15 protein-coding genes are annotated in these 16,798 nt (G+C 70.3%); 8 read left to right on the top strand and 7 right to left on the bottom strand.

From position 1 onward, the window contains the following. Positions 1-1,925: homocysteine S-methyltransferase family protein (locus tag AB0L75_RS29335; RefSeq protein WP_365186673.1), on the bottom strand; the 1,925-nt coding region annotated here is incomplete at its 3' end. Positions 1,926-2,202: 277 nt separating this feature from the next. Here AB0L75_RS29335 and AB0L75_RS29330 point away from each other — a divergent pair. From AB0L75_RS29330 to AB0L75_RS29300, 7 genes are all read left to right on the top strand, one after another. Continuing rightward, entirely contained in the window at positions 2,203-2,967 is a 765-nt protein-coding gene (locus AB0L75_RS29330) for an IclR family transcriptional regulator (RefSeq protein WP_365186670.1), read from the top strand. Positions 2,968-3,357: 390 nt separating this feature from the next. Beyond that, complete coding sequence (locus AB0L75_RS29325; RefSeq protein WP_365186667.1) at positions 3,358-4,152, top strand: MIP/aquaporin family protein; 795 nt, start codon at positions 3,358-3,360, stop codon at positions 4,150-4,152. Positions 4,153-4,261: 109 nt separating this feature from the next. Beyond that, positions 4,262-5,800 (top strand): glycerol kinase GlpK, encoded by a 1,539-nt coding sequence (gene glpK, locus AB0L75_RS29320; RefSeq protein WP_365186664.1) that lies wholly within the window; start codon positions 4,262-4,264, stop codon positions 5,798-5,800. Between the two features lie 42 nt (positions 5,801-5,842). Next, positions 5,843-7,459, top strand: a complete 1,617-nt coding sequence (locus tag AB0L75_RS29315; RefSeq protein ID WP_365186661.1) for a glycerol-3-phosphate dehydrogenase/oxidase — start codon at positions 5,843-5,845, stop codon at positions 7,457-7,459. 165 nt (positions 7,460-7,624) lie between these two features. Next, on the top strand, positions 7,625-8,170 hold the full coding sequence (locus AB0L75_RS29310; RefSeq protein ID WP_365186658.1) for an SMI1/KNR4 family protein: 546 nt from the start codon (positions 7,625-7,627) through the stop codon (positions 8,168-8,170). 53 nt (positions 8,171-8,223) lie between these two features. Next, positions 8,224-8,895: a FadR/GntR family transcriptional regulator gene (locus AB0L75_RS29305; protein ID WP_365186656.1), complete on the top strand. Its 672-nt coding sequence runs from the start codon at positions 8,224-8,226 to the stop codon at positions 8,893-8,895. Positions 8,896-9,061: 166 nt separating this feature from the next. Next, on the top strand, positions 9,062-10,069 hold the full coding sequence (locus AB0L75_RS29300; protein WP_365186653.1) for a PAC2 family protein: 1,008 nt from the start codon (positions 9,062-9,064) through the stop codon (positions 10,067-10,069). Positions 10,070-10,143: 74 nt separating this feature from the next. On the opposite strand, the gene mshC is transcribed toward AB0L75_RS29300, so the two are convergent. The 4 genes from mshC to AB0L75_RS29280 all read right to left on the bottom strand — a co-directional run bounded on the left by mshC (position 10,144) and on the right by AB0L75_RS29280 (position 13,633). Then, the gene (gene mshC, locus AB0L75_RS29295; RefSeq protein ID WP_365186651.1) at positions 10,144-11,373 is read right to left on the bottom strand and encodes a cysteine--1-D-myo-inosityl 2-amino-2-deoxy-alpha-D-glucopyranoside ligase; all 1,230 of its coding nucleotides are present in this window, start codon (positions 11,371-11,373) and stop codon (positions 10,144-10,146) included. 93 nt (positions 11,374-11,466) lie between these two features. Continuing rightward, positions 11,467-12,291 (bottom strand): SCO1664 family protein, encoded by an 825-nt coding sequence (locus AB0L75_RS29290; RefSeq protein WP_365186649.1) that lies wholly within the window; start codon positions 12,289-12,291, stop codon positions 11,467-11,469. Continuing rightward, on the bottom strand, positions 12,255-12,845 hold the full coding sequence (locus AB0L75_RS29285; protein WP_365186646.1) for a DUF3090 domain-containing protein: 591 nt from the start codon (positions 12,843-12,845) through the stop codon (positions 12,255-12,257). Before AB0L75_RS29285 ends, AB0L75_RS29290 begins: the two co-directional genes overlap by 37 nt. 101 nt (positions 12,846-12,946) lie before the next feature. Further along, complete coding sequence (locus tag AB0L75_RS29280) at positions 12,947-13,633, bottom strand: histidine phosphatase family protein (protein ID WP_365186644.1); 687 nt, start codon at positions 13,631-13,633, stop codon at positions 12,947-12,949. A 62-nt stretch (positions 13,634-13,695) separates the two neighbouring features. Between AB0L75_RS29280 and corA the strand changes: the two genes are divergently transcribed. After that, complete coding sequence (gene corA, locus AB0L75_RS29275; RefSeq protein WP_365186642.1) at positions 13,696-14,691, top strand: magnesium/cobalt transporter CorA; 996 nt, start codon at positions 13,696-13,698, stop codon at positions 14,689-14,691. 32 nt (positions 14,692-14,723) lie between these two features. On the opposite strand, the gene AB0L75_RS29270 is transcribed toward corA, so the two are convergent. Together AB0L75_RS29270 and AB0L75_RS29265 are read right to left on the bottom strand one after the other, a co-directional pair. Further along, entirely contained in the window at positions 14,724-15,512 is a 789-nt protein-coding gene (locus AB0L75_RS29270; RefSeq protein ID WP_365186640.1) for a ferritin-like domain-containing protein, read from the bottom strand. Between the two features lie 173 nt (positions 15,513-15,685). Further along, positions 15,686-16,741, bottom strand: coding sequence for an LLM class F420-dependent oxidoreductase (locus AB0L75_RS29265; protein ID WP_365186637.1), 1,056 nt, complete (start codon positions 16,739-16,741; stop codon positions 15,686-15,688). Positions 16,742-16,798: the final 57 nt, after the last annotated feature.

Below are 16,798 nucleotides of genomic sequence, written 5' to 3'. Positions count from 1 at the left end.
TTGCCCGCCTTCAACGACTTCGCCGTGGCACCTTCGAAGAGCTGCATGAGCTTCTGCAGGGGGTCATAGCCCTCGGACCGGCGGTCGTAGATCAGGTCCAGGGCCGTGGTGACCTGCTCCTCGCTGAACCGGGCGATCGGCAAGATCTTCGAGGCGTGCACGATCGCCGAATCCAGACCCGCCTTCACACACTCGTCCAGGAACACACTGTTCAACAGGATGCGCGCGGCCGGATTCAGGCCGAAGGAGATGTTCGACAGACCCAGCGTGGTCTGCACCGCCGGATGGCGCCGCTTCAGCTCACGGATCGCCTCGATGGTGGCGATACCGTCCCCCCGCGACTCCTCCTGACCCGTACAGATCGTGAACGTGAGGGTGTCGATGAGGATGTCGTCCTCACGGATGCCCCACCTCCCCGTGAGATCGTCGATCAGCCGCTCGGCGATCTCGACCTTCTTCTGGGGCGTGCGGGCCTGGCCCTCCTCATCGATCGTCAGCGCGATCAGCGCCGCACCGTGCTCCCGCGCCAGCCGCGTGACCTTGGCGAAACGGGAGTCCGGACCGTCACCGTCCTCATAGTTCACCGAGTTGATCACCGCACGGCCGCCCAGCTTCTCCAGACCCGCCTCGATCACCTCGACCTCGGTGGAGTCCAGCACGATCGGCAGCGTCGACGCCGTCGCGAACCGCCCCGCCAGCTCCACCATGTCCGCCACACCGTCCCGGCCGACATAGTCCACACACAGATCGAGCATGTGCGCACCCTCGCGGATCTGCTCCCGCGCCATCTCCACACAGTCGTCCCAGCGACCCTCCAGCATGGCCTCACGGAACTTCTTCGAACCATTGGCGTTCGTCCGCTCACCAATGGCCAGGTAGGAGGTGTCCTGCCGGAACGGCACCGTCTGGTACAGGGACGCCGCACCCGGCTCCGGACGCGGATCACGCTCGGGCGGGGTCAGGCCCCGCACACGCTCGACCACCCGCCGCAGATGCTCCGGCGTCGTACCACAGCAACCACCGACCAGGGAGAGCCCGTACTCGCGGACGAACGTCTCCTGCGCGTCCGCCAGCTCGGACGCGGTCAGCGGGTAGTGGGCGCCGTCCTTGCCGAGGACGGGCAGGCCCGCGTTGGGCATGCAGGACAGCGGGATGCGGGCGTTGCGGGCGAGGTAGCGCAGGTGCTCGCTCATCTCGGCGGGGCCGGTGGCGCAGTTCAGGCCGATCATGTCGATGCCCAGCGGCTCCAGAGCCGTCAGGGCCGCGCCGATCTCCGAGCCGAGCAGCATGGTGCCGGTGGTCTCGACGGTCACCGACACGATGACCGGCAGGTCCAGGCCGAGGGCGTCGAGGCCGCGGCGGGCACCGAGGACGGCCGCCTTGGTCTGCAGGAGGTCCTGGGTGGTCTCCACGAGCAGCGCGTCGGCTCCGCCGGTGACCAGGCCCTCGGCGTTGCGCTGGTAGGCGTCGCGCAGGGTGGTGTACGGCGCGTGGCCGAGGGTCGGCAGCTTGGTGCCGGGGCCGATGGAGCCGAGGACCCAGCGGGGGCGGCCGTCCTTCGCGGTGAACTCGTCGGCCACCTCGCGGGCGATACGGGCGCCGGCCTCGGACAGCTCGTGCACCCGGTCGGAGATCTCGTACTCGCCGAGCGCGGAGTGGTTGGCCCCGAAGGTGTTGGTCTCGACGCAGTCGACGCCCACGGCGAAGTACGCCTCGTGGACGGAGCGGACGATGTCGGGGCGGGTGAGGTTGAGGATCTCGTTGCAGCCCTCCAGCTGCTGGAAGTCCTCGAGTGTGGGCTCCTGGTCCTGGAGCATGGTGCCCATGGCTCCGTCGGCGACCACCACACGCGTGGCGAGCGCCTGGCGGAGCGCGGACGCACGGGTCCGGCTGTCGGTGGAAGGGGACGGTGGCAACGAGGCCATGAAAGGGCTCCCTAGCTGCGACGGCTGTCGGCTATGCGGTGTGCCGGGCGGGCCCGGATGCCGCACGGCGCCAGCGTAACCGGGAGTCGGCTTGGATGGGCAGCGGCGTCCACGAGGCGGACGCCGGTGGCGGATGTGCCACGGCCAGGTCACGTGTGATGTAACAAGTGTCGTCCGACCATTAGCGGGAGGTCGGCATGGACCGGTAGTGTTCGACATTGCCGAACGGTGCCGCAGCACCAGGTGGCAGTCGAAGGGGACGGAGGGCAGGACGGCGATGGCACGGAACATCCAGTCGCTCGAACGGGCGGCCGCGATGCTGCGGCTGCTCGCGGGCGGCGAGCGGCGGCTCGGCCTGTCGGACATCGCCTCGTCGCTGGGCCTCGCCAAGGGCACCGCCCACGGCATTCTGCGCACCCTCCAGCAGGAGGGGTTCGTGGAGCAGGACGACGCCTCCGGGCGCTATCAGCTGGGCGCGGAGCTGCTGCGCCTCGGCACCACTTATCTGGATGTGCACGAGCTGCGGGCCAGGGCCCTGGTGTGGACCGACGATCTCGCCCGGTCCAGCGGGGAGAGCGTGTACCTGGGGGTGCTGCACCAGCAGGGCGTGCTGATCGTGCACCACGTCTTCCGGCCGGACGACAGCCGGCAGGTGCTGGAGATCGGCGCCATGCAGCCGCTGCACTCCACGGCGCTCGGCAAGGTGCTCTCGGCCTACGACCCGGTGGCGCACAGCGAGGCGCTGGAGAGCGAGCGGAAGCCGTTCACCGACCGCACGGTGTGCGACGCCGTGGACTTCGAGCACCTCCTCGACATCACGCGCGCGCGTGGGTACGCGGCGGACGTGGAGGAGACCTGGGAGGGGGTGGCGTCCGTCGCCGCGCCCATCCACGACCGGCGCCGGATGCCCGTGGGCGCGGTCGGTATCACCGGCGCCGTGGAGCGGCTGGGCCGGGACGGGGAGCTGCGTCCCGAGCTGATCGCCGCCGTGCGCGACTGTGCCCGTGCGGTGTCCAGGGACCTGGGCGCGGGACGGTTCTGAGTGCTGAGCGCTCCCCCAGGGCTTTCACCTGGGCTTTTCCCCCGGAAACGACCGGGACGCCGGGCGGCGTTCCGGATCTCGCCCTACCCTGAAATGGACATAAAGGGCGAAACCTATGTCAGTCAGGGTGAAACCTACGTCAGTGCGCGAAGAGTGATAACCGGCAGCGATCAATAACGATCCTGTTTTCAATAACAGAACCCTTGACGCACGCGTAACGCCGAAGCAAGACTCCCGTCCATCGGTCGGCATTGTCGAACACCTACCGGCAATACGCGCTAGAGTGTGACAACGCCAAGGACCGGCATCGCTCTCACCCCCGAGGGCGCCAGAACCCCCGGCGGGACCCGGGGTTCGGCTATCCCTGGACGAAGGACAAAGGAGTCGCGGGTGTCCAGCTCCGACATCTTCATCGGCGAGACCATCGGTACCGCCATACTCATCCTGCTCGGCGGCGGCGTCTGCGCGGCCGTCACGCTGAAGGCCTCCAAGGCCCGTAACGCCGGTTGGCTCGCCATCGCCTTCGGGTGGGGCTTCGCCGTCATGACGGCTGTGTACATCTCCGGACCGCTCTCCGGTGCGCACCTCAACCCGGCCGTCACCGTCGCCCTGGCCATCAAGGACGGCGACTGGAGCAACGTTCCGACCTATTTCGCCGGCCAGCTCCTCGGCGCGATGATCGGCGCGACGCTGGTGTGGGTCACGTACTACGGCCAGTTCCACGCCCACCTGACCGACAAGGAGATCGTCGGCGGTCCGGGCGCCCAGGCCACCACGGCCAAGGCGGTCGAGGCCCAGGAGAAGGGCGCCGGCCCGGTCCTCGGCATCTTCTCCACCGGTCCGGAGATCCGGAACGTGGCGCAGAACCTCGCCACGGAGATCATTGGCACGGTCGTGCTGATCCTCGCGGTCCTCACGCAGGGCCTGAACGACAAGGGCAACGGCCTCGGCATCCTCGGCGGTCTGATCACCGCGTTCGTGGTGGTGTCGATCGGTCTCTCCCTCGGCGGCCCGACGGGCTACGCGATCAACCCGGCCCGTGACCTGGGCCCGCGCATCGTGCACGCCCTGCTGCCGCTGCCCAACAAGGGCGGTTCCGACTGGGCTTACGCCTGGATCCCGATCGTCGGTCCGCTGATCGGCGGCGCGATCGCTGCAGGCATATACAACGTCGCATTCGCTTAGGAAACAGCACCGCTTAAGAAGCAGACCCGCTGACGAAGCAGACCCGCTGAACAAGCAGATACGCGCCGTACGTACAGCCCCCTCACCACGGATCTTTCAGGAGCACACAGTGACCGACGCCCACACCGCAGGCCCCTTCATCGCGGCGATCGACCAGGGCACGACCTCCTCGCGCTGCATCGTCTTCGACCGCGACGGCCGGATCGTCTCCGTCGACCAGAAGGAGCACGAGCAGATCTTCCCCAAGCCGGGCTGGGTCGAGCACAACGCCAACGAGATCTGGACCAACGTCCAGGAAGTCGTCACCGGGGCCATCGCCAAGGCCGGCATCACCCGTGACGACATCAAGGCCATCGGCATCACCAACCAGCGCGAGACCACCGTGCTGTGGGACAAGAACACCGGTGAGCCCGTCCACAACGCCCTCGTCTGGCAGGACACCCGCACCGACGCCCTCTGCCGGGAGCTGGGCCGCAACGTCGGCCAGGACCGCTTCCGCCGCGAGACCGGCCTGCCGCTGGCCTCCTACTTCTCCGGTCCCAAGGCCCGCTGGCTGCTCGACAACGTCGACGGCCTGCGCGAGCGCGCCGAGGCGGGCGACATCCTCTTCGGCACCATGGACACCTGGGTCATCTGGAACCTGACCGGCGGTGTCAACGGCGGCAAGCACGTCACCGACGTGACCAACGCCTCCCGCACCCTCCTCATGAACCTGCACACGATGCAGTGGGACGAGAAGATCGCCGAGTCGATCGGCGTGCCGCTGCAGATCCTGCCCGAGATCCGCTCCTCCGCCGAGGTCTACGGCGAGGTCACCGGCGGCAAGCTGGGCGAGCTGCTCGGCGGCATCCCGGTCGCCTCCGCGCTCGGCGACCAGCAGGCGGCCCTGTTCGGCCAGTGCTGCTTCGCCGAGGGCGAGACCAAGTCCACCTACGGCACCGGCACCTTCATGGTGATGAACACCGGCGACAAGATCATCAACTCCTACGCCGGTCTGCTGACCACGGTGGGCTACAAGATCGGCGAGCAGCCGACGGTGTTCGCCCTGGAGGGCTCGATCGCCGTCACCGGCTCGCTGGTGCAGTGGATGCGGGACCAGATGGGCCTGATCTCCACCGCCGCCGAGATCGAGACGCTCGCGCTCTCGGTCGAGGACAACGGCGGCGCCTACTTCGTGCCGGCCTTCTCGGGCCTGTTCGCCCCGCACTGGCGCTCCGACGCCCGCGGTGTGATCGCCGGCCTGACCCGGTACGTCACCAAGGCGCACCTCGCGCGCGCCGTCCTGGAGGCCACCGCCTGGCAGACCCGGGAGATCGCCGACGCCATGGTGAAGGACTCCGGCGACGAGCTGGTGGCCCTGAAGGTGGACGGCGGCATGACCTCCAACAACCTGCTGATGCAGACGCTCGCCGACGTACTGGACGCGCCGGTGGTGCGCCCGATGGTCGCCGAGACCACCTGCCTCGGCGCCGCCTACGCCGCCGGCCTCGCCGTCGGCTTCTGGTCCAGCACCGACGAACTGCGCGCCAACTGGCGCCGGGCCGCCGAGTGGACCCCCCAGATGGACGCGGACACCCGCGACCGCGAGTACAAGAACTGGCTCAAGGCCGTCGACCGGACCATGGGCTGGATCGAGGACGAAAGCTGAGCTGCCCCGCACGACAGCTCTGACGAGGAGTAAGTACCCGACATGACCAGTCAGTCCACCCTGAGTTCCGTGCCTGCCCTGGGAACGCACCCGGCCTCCGGCTCCAACCCGAGCCGCGCCGAGACCCGGGAGCAGCTCTCCAAGGCGTCGTACGACCTTCTGGTGATCGGCGGCGGCATCCTGGGCATCTCCACCGCCTGGCACGCCGCGCAGTCCGGCCTGAGGGTGGCACTGGTCGACGCCGGCGACTTCGCCGGCGCCACCTCCTCCGCCTCCTCCAAGCTGCTCCACGGCGGTCTGCGCTACCTGCAGACCGGCGCGGTGAAGCTGGTGGCGGAGAACCACTTCGAGCGCCGTGCGGTCTCCCGCCAGGTGGCCCCCCACCTGGCGAACCCGCTCACCTTCTACCTCCCCGTGTACAAGGGCGGGCCGCACGGCGCGGCGAAGCTCGGCGCGGGCGTCTTCGCCTACTCCGCGCTCTCCGCGTTCGGCGACGGCGTCGGCCACCTGCTCTCCCCCGCCAAGGCGGCGCAGGACGTGCCGGAGCTGCGCACCGAGAACCTCAAGGCCGTGGCCGTCTACGGCGACGACCAGATGAACGACGCGCGCATGGCGCTGATGACGGTCCGCGCGGCCGTCGAGGCGGGCGCGGTCGTCCTCAACCACGCCGCGGTGACGGGTCTGCGCTTCACCAAGGGCCGGGTCACCGGCGCCGAGCTGAAGGACCGGCTGTCCGGTGCGGAGTTCGGTGTCAACGCCCGCCTGGTGCTGAACGCGACCGGCCCCTGGGTCGACCACCTGCGCACGATGGAGGACCCGAACGCAGCGCCGTCCATCCGCCTGTCCAAGGGCGCGCACCTGGTCCTCAAGCGCACCTCCCCCTGGAAGGCCGCGCTCGCGACCCCGATCGACAAGTACCGGATCACCTTCGCCCTCCCCTGGGAGGACATGCTGCTGCTCGGCACCACCGACGAGGAGTACGAGGGCGACCCGGCGGACGTCGCCGTCAACGACAACGACATAGCCCAGATCCTGGACGAGGCCGCGTTCTCCGTGCGCGACCAGCAGCTCCAGCGCGACCTCATCACCTACGCGTTCGCCGGTCTGCGGGTGCTGCCGGGCGGCCCCGGCGACACCGCCAAGGCCAAGCGCGAGACCGTGGTGACCGAGGGCAAGGGCGGCATGCTGTCCGTCGCCGGCGGCAAGTGGACGACGTTCCGGCACATCGGCCGTACGGTGATGCAGAAGCTGGAGGCGCTGCCGGGTCACCCGCTCGGCGACGACTTCGAACCGATCTCCTCGCTGCCGAAGAAGCTGCCGCTGCCCGGTGTCGCCAACCCGCGCGCGGTCGCGCACCGCCTGCTGGTGGACCACCCGGCGCCGGGTCCGCGGATGGCCGCCGACACCGCCAAGCACCTGGCCACCCACTACGGTTCGCTGGCCTTCGACATCGCTCGCCTCGCGAACGAGAACCCGGAGCTGGCCGAGCGCGTCCACCCCGACGCCCCGGAGATCTGGGCGCAGGTCGTGTGGGCCCGCGACCACGAGTGGGCGGAGACGCCGGACGACGTGCTGCGCCGCCGCACCACGCTGACCATCCGGGGCCTGGCCACGGACGAGGTCCGCGCGAAGGTCAAGGACGTGCTCGACAAGAAGTAGGCCTCGGTGGCGGCCGGTCCGACTCCCCGACCGGGACCGGCCGCCGCCGTAGCGCCGGACCGCCGCACCGGGTCCGGACGACCGGAAGGGGCGGCCCCACGCCGATGGGGCCGCCCCTTTCGCCTGCCCGGAGGCGTTGTCAGTGCCGGGTGCTTCCATGGGGGCATGAACAACGATCAAGCGGATCCCGCCGAACTCGCGGCTCTGCGGGAGGCCTTCGGTGTCCGCGACGGCGGCGAGTCGGCACTGGGCTGGGAAGCGGTGCACGCCTTCGAGGCAGAGCACGAGGTGGTGCTGCCGGAGCCGTACCGGACGTTCGTGGCGGAGGTGACGGACGGATCGTGCCAGGGTCCGCCGGAATACGGGCTGGTGGGGCTGGTCGAGGGCGGCGGGAAGCAGGACCTGGCCAAGCCCTTCCCGCTCACCGGGGCGTGGCTGTGGGAGGAGGACGAGGGGCCGTACGAGGATCCCGACGCCGTCATCGAGCAGGTCGCCCGCGACGGCTCGCTCGTGCTCGGCACGGACGGCTGCGGCATGGACTGGCATCTGATCGTCACCGGCCCGCACCGGGGCCACATATGGCAGATCACCGGTGAGGGCGCCCATCCCTTCGGGGCGGAGTTCGGGTGGACCACCGCCGAGCCGGGTTTCACCGGCTGGGTGCGGCACTGGGCGGCCGGCCGGGAATGGTGCGACGCGCCGCCCGCATAATGTGCTGAGACATCCGATGTCTGAGGCGTGGGGCGGGCGACAGGAGGCCGATCATGGCAGTCACCGATGAGGCGATCGAGAAGATCAAGGGGATGATCGTCTCCGGTGCGCTGCGGCCCGGTGACCGGCTGCCCAAGGAGAGCGAACTCGCCGCCGAACTGGGCCTGTCGCGCAACTCGCTGCGCGAGGCCGTACGGGCCCTGTCGCTGATCCGGATCCTGGACGTACGGCAGGGCGACGGCACGTATGTCACCAGCCTCGATCCGCAGCTGCTGCTGGAGGCGATGAGCTTCGTCGTGGACTTCCACCGCGACGACACGGTGCTGGAGTTCCTGGCGGTGCGCCGGATCCTGGAGCCGGCCGCGACGGCGATGGCGGCCTTCCGGATCAGCGAGCGGCAACTGGACGCCCTGTCCGCCCAGTTGGACGCGCTGGGCGAGGAACCCTCGGTGGAGGAGCTGGTCGCCGCCGACCTGGAGTTCCATCGCGGCATCGTGCGCGGCGCCGGCAACTCGGTGCTGTGCTCGCTGCTGGACGGGCTGTCGGGGCCGACCACACGGGCCCGGATCTGGCGGGGTCTGACCCAGGAGGACGCGGTGGGCCGCACCCTGCGCGAGCACCGGGCGATCCTGGCCGCGCTGCGCGACCGGGACGCGGAGGCGGCCCGCTCGTGGGCGACCGTGCACATCGCGAGCGTGGAGCAGTGGCTGCGCAGCACGCTGTGAAATGCCGGTGCGGAACACTCCGGGCCGCCGGTTGACGCGGGGTGTTCGACGGGGGCGAACGGGGCAGTGATCCGGTCACTCCCCCACGCAAGGGGGCTGCGGGCGCCCCCGCCGGACGCCGTAAGGTTGGTGAGTCAAGCGAGGGCACGTCGGAAGGAGGCACTGGGTGATCGAGCTGGAGGGGGTTCCCGAGCTGATCGACCCAGTCATGGTGGCCGCGTTCGAGGGCTGGAACGATGCCGGCGACGCCGCCTCCACGGCGGTCGCACATCTGGAACGCGAGTGGAAGGGCGAAGTGTTCGCGGCGCTGGACGCCGAGGACTACTACGACTTCCAGGTGAACCGGCCCACGGTGTTCATGGACGGCGGAGTGCGCAAGATCACTTGGCCGACGACAAGGCTGTCGGTGGTGCGGGTCGGCGGCGACAAGCCGCGCGACCTGGTGCTGGTCCGCGGTATCGAACCGTCCATGCGCTGGCGCTCGTTCTGCAACGAGCTGCTCGGCTTCGCGCACGAGCTGGGCGTGGAGCTGGTGGTCATCCTGGGCGCGCTGCTCGGTGACACCCCGCACACGCGTCCGGTACCGGTCAGCGGGGTCACGTCCGACCCCGACCTGGCCGAGCGGATGGATCTGGAGGAGACCAAGTACGAGGGCCCGACGGGCATCGTCGGCGTCCTGCAGGAGGCGTGCACGCACGCCGGTGTCCCGGCGGTGTCCCTGTGGGCGGCCGTACCGCACTACGTCTCCCAGCCGCCCAACCCCAAGGCCACGCTGGCGCTGCTCAACCGGCTGGAGGATCTGCTGGACCTGCGCATCCCGCAGGGCGAGCTGCCCGAGGACGCGCGTGCCTGGCAGGTCGGCGTGGACCAGTTGGCCGCCGAGGACAGCGAGGTCGCCGAGTACGTGCAGACGCTGGAGGAGGCCCGGGACACCGCGGAGCTGCCGGAGGCCTCGGGCGAGGCGATCGCCCGCGAGTTCGAGCGGTATCTGCGGCGCCGGGACGTGAGTCCTCCGGGCGGGCACGCGACCGCGGACGGCGCGGACGGCGGATCCTGGCTGCGGGACAACCCGAACAGCCCGAGCGGCAGGACCCGGCCGCCCAAGCCGCCCAAGCCGGACGCCGATGCTTCCGGCGGTCCGGAGGGTGACGACGAGGACGGCTCGGAGGACTGAGCACATGACAAAGGGGTGGTTCCCCGGGTCGGGAACCACCCCTTTGTCATGTGGCTGGATCGCCTGTCATGTGGCTAGATCGCCACGCCCAGCAGCGCGTCCACCGCTCGGGTCACCAGGCCGGGGGCGCCGGTGTCCGTGCCGCCCTCCTGCTCCTGCCGGGCCGCCCAGAGGTCCACGGCCGCGAGCGCGGCGGGGGCGTCCAGGTCGTTCGCCAGGGCCTCGCGGATCTCCTCGACGAGTGCGTCGGCGGACGGGCCGTCGGGCCGGGAGACGGCCGCGCGCCAGGCGCGGAGGCGGTCCACCGCGGTCTGGAGGACCTCGTCGGTCCACTCCCAGTCGTCACGGTAGTGGTGGGAGAGAAGGGCCAGGCGGATGGCGGCCGGGTCGACGCCGTCGCGGCGCAGCCACGAGACGAAGACGAGGTTGCCCTTGGACTTGGACATCTTCTCGCCGTGCAGGGCGACCATGCCGGCGTGGACGTACGCCTTGGCCATGGGGAACTCGCCGGTGAGCACCTGGGCGTGCGAGGCGCCCATCTCGTGGTGCGGGAAGGCGAGGTCGGAGCCGCCGCCCTGGACGTCGAAGCCCATGCCGAGATGGTCGAGGGCGATGGCCACGCACTCGATGTGCCAGCCGGGCCGGCCCCGGCCGAGGGAGCCGCCGTCCCAGCTGGGCTCGCCCTCGCGGGCGGCCATCCACAGCATCGGGTCGAGGGGGTTCTTCTTGCCCGGGCGGTCCGGGTCGCCGCCGCGCTCGGCGGACAGCAGCCGCATGGCGGCCGCGTCGAGGTTCGAGACCTTGCCGAAGTCCGGGTCGGACTCGACGGAGAAGTAGATGTCGCCCTCCAGCTCGTAGGCCGCGCCGAGTTCGCGCAGCCGCTCCACGAGCGGGACGATGCCGGGTATCGCCTCGACAGCGCCTATGTAGTGCTGGGGCGGGAGCATCCTGAGGGCGGTCATGTCCTCGCGGAAGAGGGCCGTCTCCTTCTCGGCGAGGGCGACCCAGTCGACGCCGTCCCGCTCCGCGCGCACCAGCAGCGGATCGTCGACGTCGGTGACGTTCTGGACGTAGTGGACCTGCCGCTTGGTGTCGAGCCACACGCGCTGGACGAGGTCGAACGCGTTGTAGGTCGCCGCGTGTCCTATGTGGGTCGCGTCGTACGGCGTGATTCCGCAGACGTAGAGACGGGCGACGGGACCGGGGTCGAGGGTGACGAGGCCGCCGGTCGCGGTGTCGTGGATCCTCAGGTCGCGGCCCTGACCAGGCAGGGCGGGGACCTCGGAAGCGGGCCAGGCATGCATGTACATGAGCCTAACCGGCCACCAGCCGCGTATACGAACGGGATCACGCCCGATGGCCGGATGTGCGCTCTTGTACCTTCGCGGCCGATGTGCTTACACCGGCGGCCAGGGGATGGCCGGCCACTCTCCGTTCGGCTCGGGGTGCACCCCGGTGGAGAGCAGCGCGTCGACACGCGCGCGTGTGGCGTCGATCTCGGCCGGGGTGATCAGTGCGGTCATCCGCTCGCCCAGCGGCCCGGTGAGGGCCCCGTGCAGCCCCGTGAGGACGTCGACGGCCTCGGCGGTCAGCGGCTCCCCGGCCCAGCCCCACAGCAGCGTGCGCAGTTTGTTCTCGACGTTGAAGGTGACGCCGTGGTCGATGCCGTAGAGGCGGCCGTCGGGGGTGGGCAGCAGATGGCCGCCCTTGCGGTCGGCGTTGTTGATCACCGCGTCGAGGACGGCGAGCCGGCGCAGCCGCTCGTCGTCGGCGTGCACGAGCAGGGCGGTGCGGCCCTCGCCGACGTCGGCGAGGCCGATCGCCTTCCAGCCCGGCTCCGGTTCCTCGGCCTCGACCAGGGCGAGCAGCTCCGCCTCGGCCTGGACGTCGATCCACAGCTGGACCATGCCTTCGCCGTACGGCCCGTCGCGCAGCACGGTCGGCGGGACGAGCCCCCAGCCGGTGGCCTCGGAGACCTCGTAGGCGGCCACCTCGCGGCCGGCCAGGGTGCCGTCGGGGAAATCCCACAGCGGGCGCTCGCCTGCCACCGGCTTGTAGATGCAGGAGGCTTCCTGGCCGTCGAGGGCGAGCGTGCAGAACAACGCCGCGTTGGACGCCTCGCGGATCCGGCCGCGCACGGTCAGCTCACCTCGCGCGAGCAGCTCCGCGAGGCTGGTGTCGGCCGTCACGCTCCGCGGCGGTATCCGTTCTGGCGCGGACATACGTGTCCTTCCGGATCGAGCGGGAGGCTGCACAGCGGGCACGGCGGCCGCCCGGCGTTGACGACGTCGAGGGCGCGCTTGGCGAAGGCCCTTGCCTGCGCGCCGGTCAGCCGGACCCGCAGCATCGGGGGCCCGTTCTCCTCGTCCTGGAGCAACCGCTCCTCGGCCTCGGCGAGGTCCTCCTCGGTGTCAGCGTCCAGCTCGACCAGGGCCTGCGCCTCGACGATCATGCGCTGTTCCTCGCCGTCCCAGGCCAGCGCCATGGTGCCGACGCGGAACTCCTCCTCGATGGGGGTCTCCAGCGGAGCGGTGTCGGCGATCTCGGTGGGCGCCACGGCCGGGACGGCGGCGCTGCCGCCACTGCGCCGTACGACCTCGTCGAGCAGTTCGTCCATGCGCTCGGCGAGCGCGGCGACCTGGGTCTTCTCCAGAGCCACGCTGGTCACCCGGGAGCCTGCGGCAGCCTGGAGGAAGAACGTACGGCGTCCGGGCAGCCCGACCGTGCCGGCCACGAAGCGGTCCGGCGGGTCGTAGAGGAACACCTGACGGGACACGTCCTGTCTCCATTGGATTCGAGAGTTGCGAGCGGTGCGGGGGTCTCAGCGGGCGGATGCGCGAGGGAGGGTGGATCGCTTCACCCTACTGCGGCCGACGATCACGGTGCGCCCGCACCGCCCCCGACCGGTGCGTCGCCCTCACTGGCTTCCTCGCGCGGGGCGAGGGAAGCGAAATCCCCGGTGTCGCCGAGGCGAACGAGAAACGGCCGAAGGCGGGTGTAGCGGATCGCGGTGACGGAACACGGTTCCACGGAGATCCGCTGGAACAGGTCGAGATGGAGGCCGAGGGCATCGGCGACCAGGGATTTGATGATGTCACCGTGAGAGCACATGAGGTACACGGCGTCGGCGCCGTGATCGCGCTCCACGCGCGCGTTCCACTCGCGTACGGCCTCGGCGGCGCGGGTCTGCATGGCGCGCATGGACTCGCCGCCGGGGAAGGCGGCGGCCGACGGATGTGCCTGGACGATCTCCATCAGCGGCTCGTCCTTCAGCTCGGCGAGCTTGCGTCCGGACCAGTCGCCGTAGTGGCACTCCCCGATCCGTTCGTCGGTGTGCGCGCGCAGGCCGGGGCGGGCCTCCAGCAGCGGCCGTACGGTCTCCTGGCAGCGCTCCAGGGGGCTCGTGACGACCTCGGAGAGGGGCAGCGCGGCGAGCCGTGCGGGCAGCGCGGCGGCCTGGGCGGCGCCGCGCTCGTCCAGGGTGACGCCGGGCGTCCAGCCGGCGAGCACACCCGAGGTGTTGGCGGTGGAACGTCCGTGCCTGACGAGGATGAGCGTGGGCATGCGGCCCAGGGTAGGCGTATCAGCACGTGCGTCGGTGCCCGGGCGAAGGGAGAATGCGCTCCGTGATCGTGGACTGCGCCATCTACCGGCATGGGATCCGTACCGAGGGCCCGGAGGACCTGTCCGACGCGCTCGACGAGGCGCGGGCGGCGGGCGGTTTCGTGTGGATCGGCCTGTACGAGCCGTCCGAGCGGGAGTTCGACCTGGTCACCCAGGAGTTCGCGCTGCATCCGCTGGCGGTCGAGGACGCCCTCAACGCGCATCAGCGGCCCAAGCTGGAGGTGTACGCCGACTCGCTGTTCATGGTGCTGAAACCCGTGGTGTACGACACGGCGAGCGACACCGTCTCGGCCGGCGAGATCATGATCTTCATCGGCGACTGCTTCGTGGTCACCGTCCGCCACGGCGAGATCTCACCGCTGGCCGCCGTACGGCACCGGCTGGAGGAGGAGCCGGAGATGCTCGACAAGGGCCCGACCGCCGTGCTGTACGCGATCTCCGACGCCGTCGTCGACCACTATCTGGAGGTGGCGACGGAGCTGGGGACCGATCTGGAGGAGCTGGAGGCGGAGGTGTTCCTGCCGGAGGGCGGCGGCTCGCGGCACACCGCGTCGCGGATCTACGGCTTCAAGCGGCAGATCCTGGAGTTCCGCCGGGCCACCGGCCCGCTGGCGCTGCCGCTGACCCGGCTGGCGGGCACCGGACCGTTCGGCGGCACGGTTCCCTTCGTGCACGACAAGGCGCGCCCGTTCTTCCGGGACGTCGGCGACCACCTCATGCGGGTGAACGAGTCCGTGGAGGCCCTGGACCGGCTGGTCTCGGACGTGCTGTCGGCGCATCTGGCACAGATGAGCGTGCGGCAGAACGACGACATGCGGAAGATCTCCGCGTGGGCGGCGATGGCCGCGGTCCCCACGATGATCGCGGGCATCTACGGCATGAACTTCGACCATATGCCGGAGCTGCACTGGCTGTGGTCGTACCCGGCGGTGATCCTGCTGATGGCGGCGCTGGAGGTGCTGCTGTACCAGCTGTTCAAGCGGCGCGGCTGGCTGTAGGCCCCGAGGCCTTCGGCGGTTCGGAACGCGGCTCAGGCGAACTCGTGCGCCCGGGTGGCGGGACCGCCGAGGGCGTCGCGGCGCTCGGGCAGCCGGAGGGTGACCATACGGTGCCAGCCGACGAGGCGCTCGTGGGCGTACAGGGCGTGGATGCCCGCCGTGAGCAGCGCGTACTTGGCCCTGGGCCAGCCCAGGATGCGGCCCATGTGGACCATCACCGCGAGGCTGACGTCCCGGTGGACGCGGATCTCGGCGAGGGCGCACTGGCGCAGGGTGCACTGGATCAGTCTGCCGTGCCCGGCGGCGGCGAGGCGCAGCAGTTCCTCGTGCGTGTAGGCGAGGTGGTTGTCCTCGTCGCCCGAGATCATCCGTACGGCCTTGCCGATCTCGGGGTGGTCGGCGAAGTGCCTGAGGAGCAGGTCCATCTGCTCGGCGGCCCGCTGTTCGGTGACCCGGCTGTGGGCGAGGTAGACGACGATGTCCCGCACGGTGAGCGGCTCGTCCCGGCCGAGCCTGCCGTGGGCGAGGCCGATGCCGCGCCGCTCCAGGAGCATCGTGTAGTCGGTCTCTGGCGGTACGGCGACGGGGGTGAGCCCGCGCTTCTTCAACAGGGCGCCGAAGACGCGTCCGTGCTTGTCCTCGTCGGCGCCGTGGCGGGCGATCTTCGGGGCGAGTGCGCGTTCGCTGTGCGGTACCAGAGCGGCGATCCGTCCGTTCTCCCAGCCGCCCTGGGACTCACCACTGGCGGCGATCGAGCAGAAGAGCCGGAACGACTCGTCGTGGTCGAGGATCTCCTGGAACAGACTCTTCGCCGACAGCATGAAACGAGTCAAATGCGGGCAGAGGGGAGCCGCAACACGGGTGTCGGGCGACTCGGCCGAAAGAAGGAACGCCGGGCTCGTAACCGTGCGGCATGCGGCGCGTTGTTCCCGATGACGGCCGTGGCGGGGAAGACCCCCGAGCCCCCACCACGGCCGCTGAAGACTCCTGGGGCCTAGGCCAGTCCGGCGCGCTCCAGGGCCTCGGTGCCGGCGCGCAGGGAGGCGAGGCGCTCCTCCAGCGTGAATCCGGCCGGGGACAGGCTGAGCGTGGTGACACCGGCGGCGGCGTAGGCCTTCATCCGGTCGGCGATACGGTCGACGGAGCCCAGCAGCGTCGTCTTGTCGATGAGGTCCTGCGGAATCGCGGCCGCGGCGCCCTGCTTGTCGCCGGACAGGTACTTCTGCTGGATCTCGGCGGCTTCCTTCTCGTATCCCATGCGCTGGGCGAGCTGGTTGTAGAAGTTCTGCTTGGCGCTGCCCATGCCGCCGACGTAGAGCGCGGTGTAGGGGCGGAAGGTGTCGGCGAGGCGGGCCACGTCCTTGTCGTCGCCGACGGCGATCGGCAGGGTCGGGCACACATCGAAGCCGTCGAGTGTCCTGCCCGCCTTCTCGCGGCCCGCACGCAGATGCCTGAGCGTGGTGTCCTCGAGGTGGTCGGCGGCGGGGAAGATCAGCAGGGCGCCGTCGGCGATCTCGCCGGTCTGCTCCAGGTTCTTCGGGCCGATCGCGGCGATGTAGAGCGGGATGTGCTCGCGCTGCGGGTGCACGGTCAGCTTGATCGGCTTGCCGGGGCCGCCGGGCAGCGGCAGCGTCCAGTGCTCGCCCTCGTACGTCAGCCGCTCCCGGGTCATCGCCCTGCGGACGATCTCCACGTACTCACGCGTGCGTGCCAGCGGCTTGTCGAACTTGACGCCGTACCAGCCCTCGGAGACCTGCGGGCCGGAGACGCCGAGGCCGAGCCGGAAGCGGCCGCCGGAGAGCGAGTCCAGTGTGGCCGCCGTCATCGCCGTCATCGCGGGCTGGCGGGCCGGGATCTGGAAGATGGCGGAGCCGACGTCGATGCGCTCGGTCTGCGCGGCGACCCAGGACAGCACCGTCGCCGCGTCGGAGCCGTACGCCTCGGCGGCCCAGCACACGGAGTATCCCAGCCGGTCGGCCTCCTGCGCGACAGCCAGATTGTCGCCGTCCATTCCGGCACCCCAGTAGCCGAGGTTGATCCCGAGCTGCATGCCCGATTCCCCTTACCCATGAGTAACGTCCCTGTGGGGGCGACCCTAGCGCGGGGT

It is taken from the genome of Streptomyces sp. NPDC052101 (genome assembly GCF_040680235.1).
Classification (GTDB): Bacteria; Actinomycetota; Actinomycetes; order Streptomycetales; family Streptomycetaceae; genus Streptomyces.
Note: the sequence above shows the minus strand (reverse complement) of the source record. Positions and strands in the feature narration are given on the sequence as shown.

Excerpts from the sequence above, each read along its gene's own strand:
- AB0L75_RS29315 (WP_365186661.1), top strand. The coding sequence starts at position 5,843 with ATGACCAGTCAGTCCACCCTGAGTTCCGTGCCTGCCCTGGGAACGCAC.
- AB0L75_RS29310 (WP_365186658.1), top strand. The coding sequence starts at position 7,625 with ATGAACAACGATCAAGCGGATCCCGCCGAACTCGCGGCTCTGCGGGAG.
- AB0L75_RS29305 (WP_365186656.1), top strand. The coding sequence starts at position 8,224 with ATGGCAGTCACCGATGAGGCGATCGAGAAGATCAAGGGGATGATCGTC.
- AB0L75_RS29280 (WP_365186644.1), bottom strand. The coding sequence starts at position 13,633 with ATGCCCACGCTCATCCTCGTCAGGCACGGACGTTCCACCGCCAACACC.
- AB0L75_RS29330 (WP_365186670.1), top strand. The coding sequence starts at position 2,203 with ATGGCACGGAACATCCAGTCGCTCGAACGGGCGGCCGCGATGCTGCGG.
- AB0L75_RS29265 (WP_365186637.1), bottom strand. The coding sequence starts at position 16,741 with ATGCAGCTCGGGATCAACCTCGGCTACTGGGGTGCCGGAATGGACGGC.
- AB0L75_RS29270 (WP_365186640.1), bottom strand. The coding sequence starts at position 15,512 with ATGCTGTCGGCGAAGAGTCTGTTCCAGGAGATCCTCGACCACGACGAG.
- AB0L75_RS29290 (WP_365186649.1), bottom strand. The coding sequence starts at position 12,291 with ATGTCCGCGCCAGAACGGATACCGCCGCGGAGCGTGACGGCCGACACC.
- mshC (WP_365186651.1), bottom strand. The coding sequence starts at position 11,373 with ATGCATGCCTGGCCCGCTTCCGAGGTCCCCGCCCTGCCTGGTCAGGGC.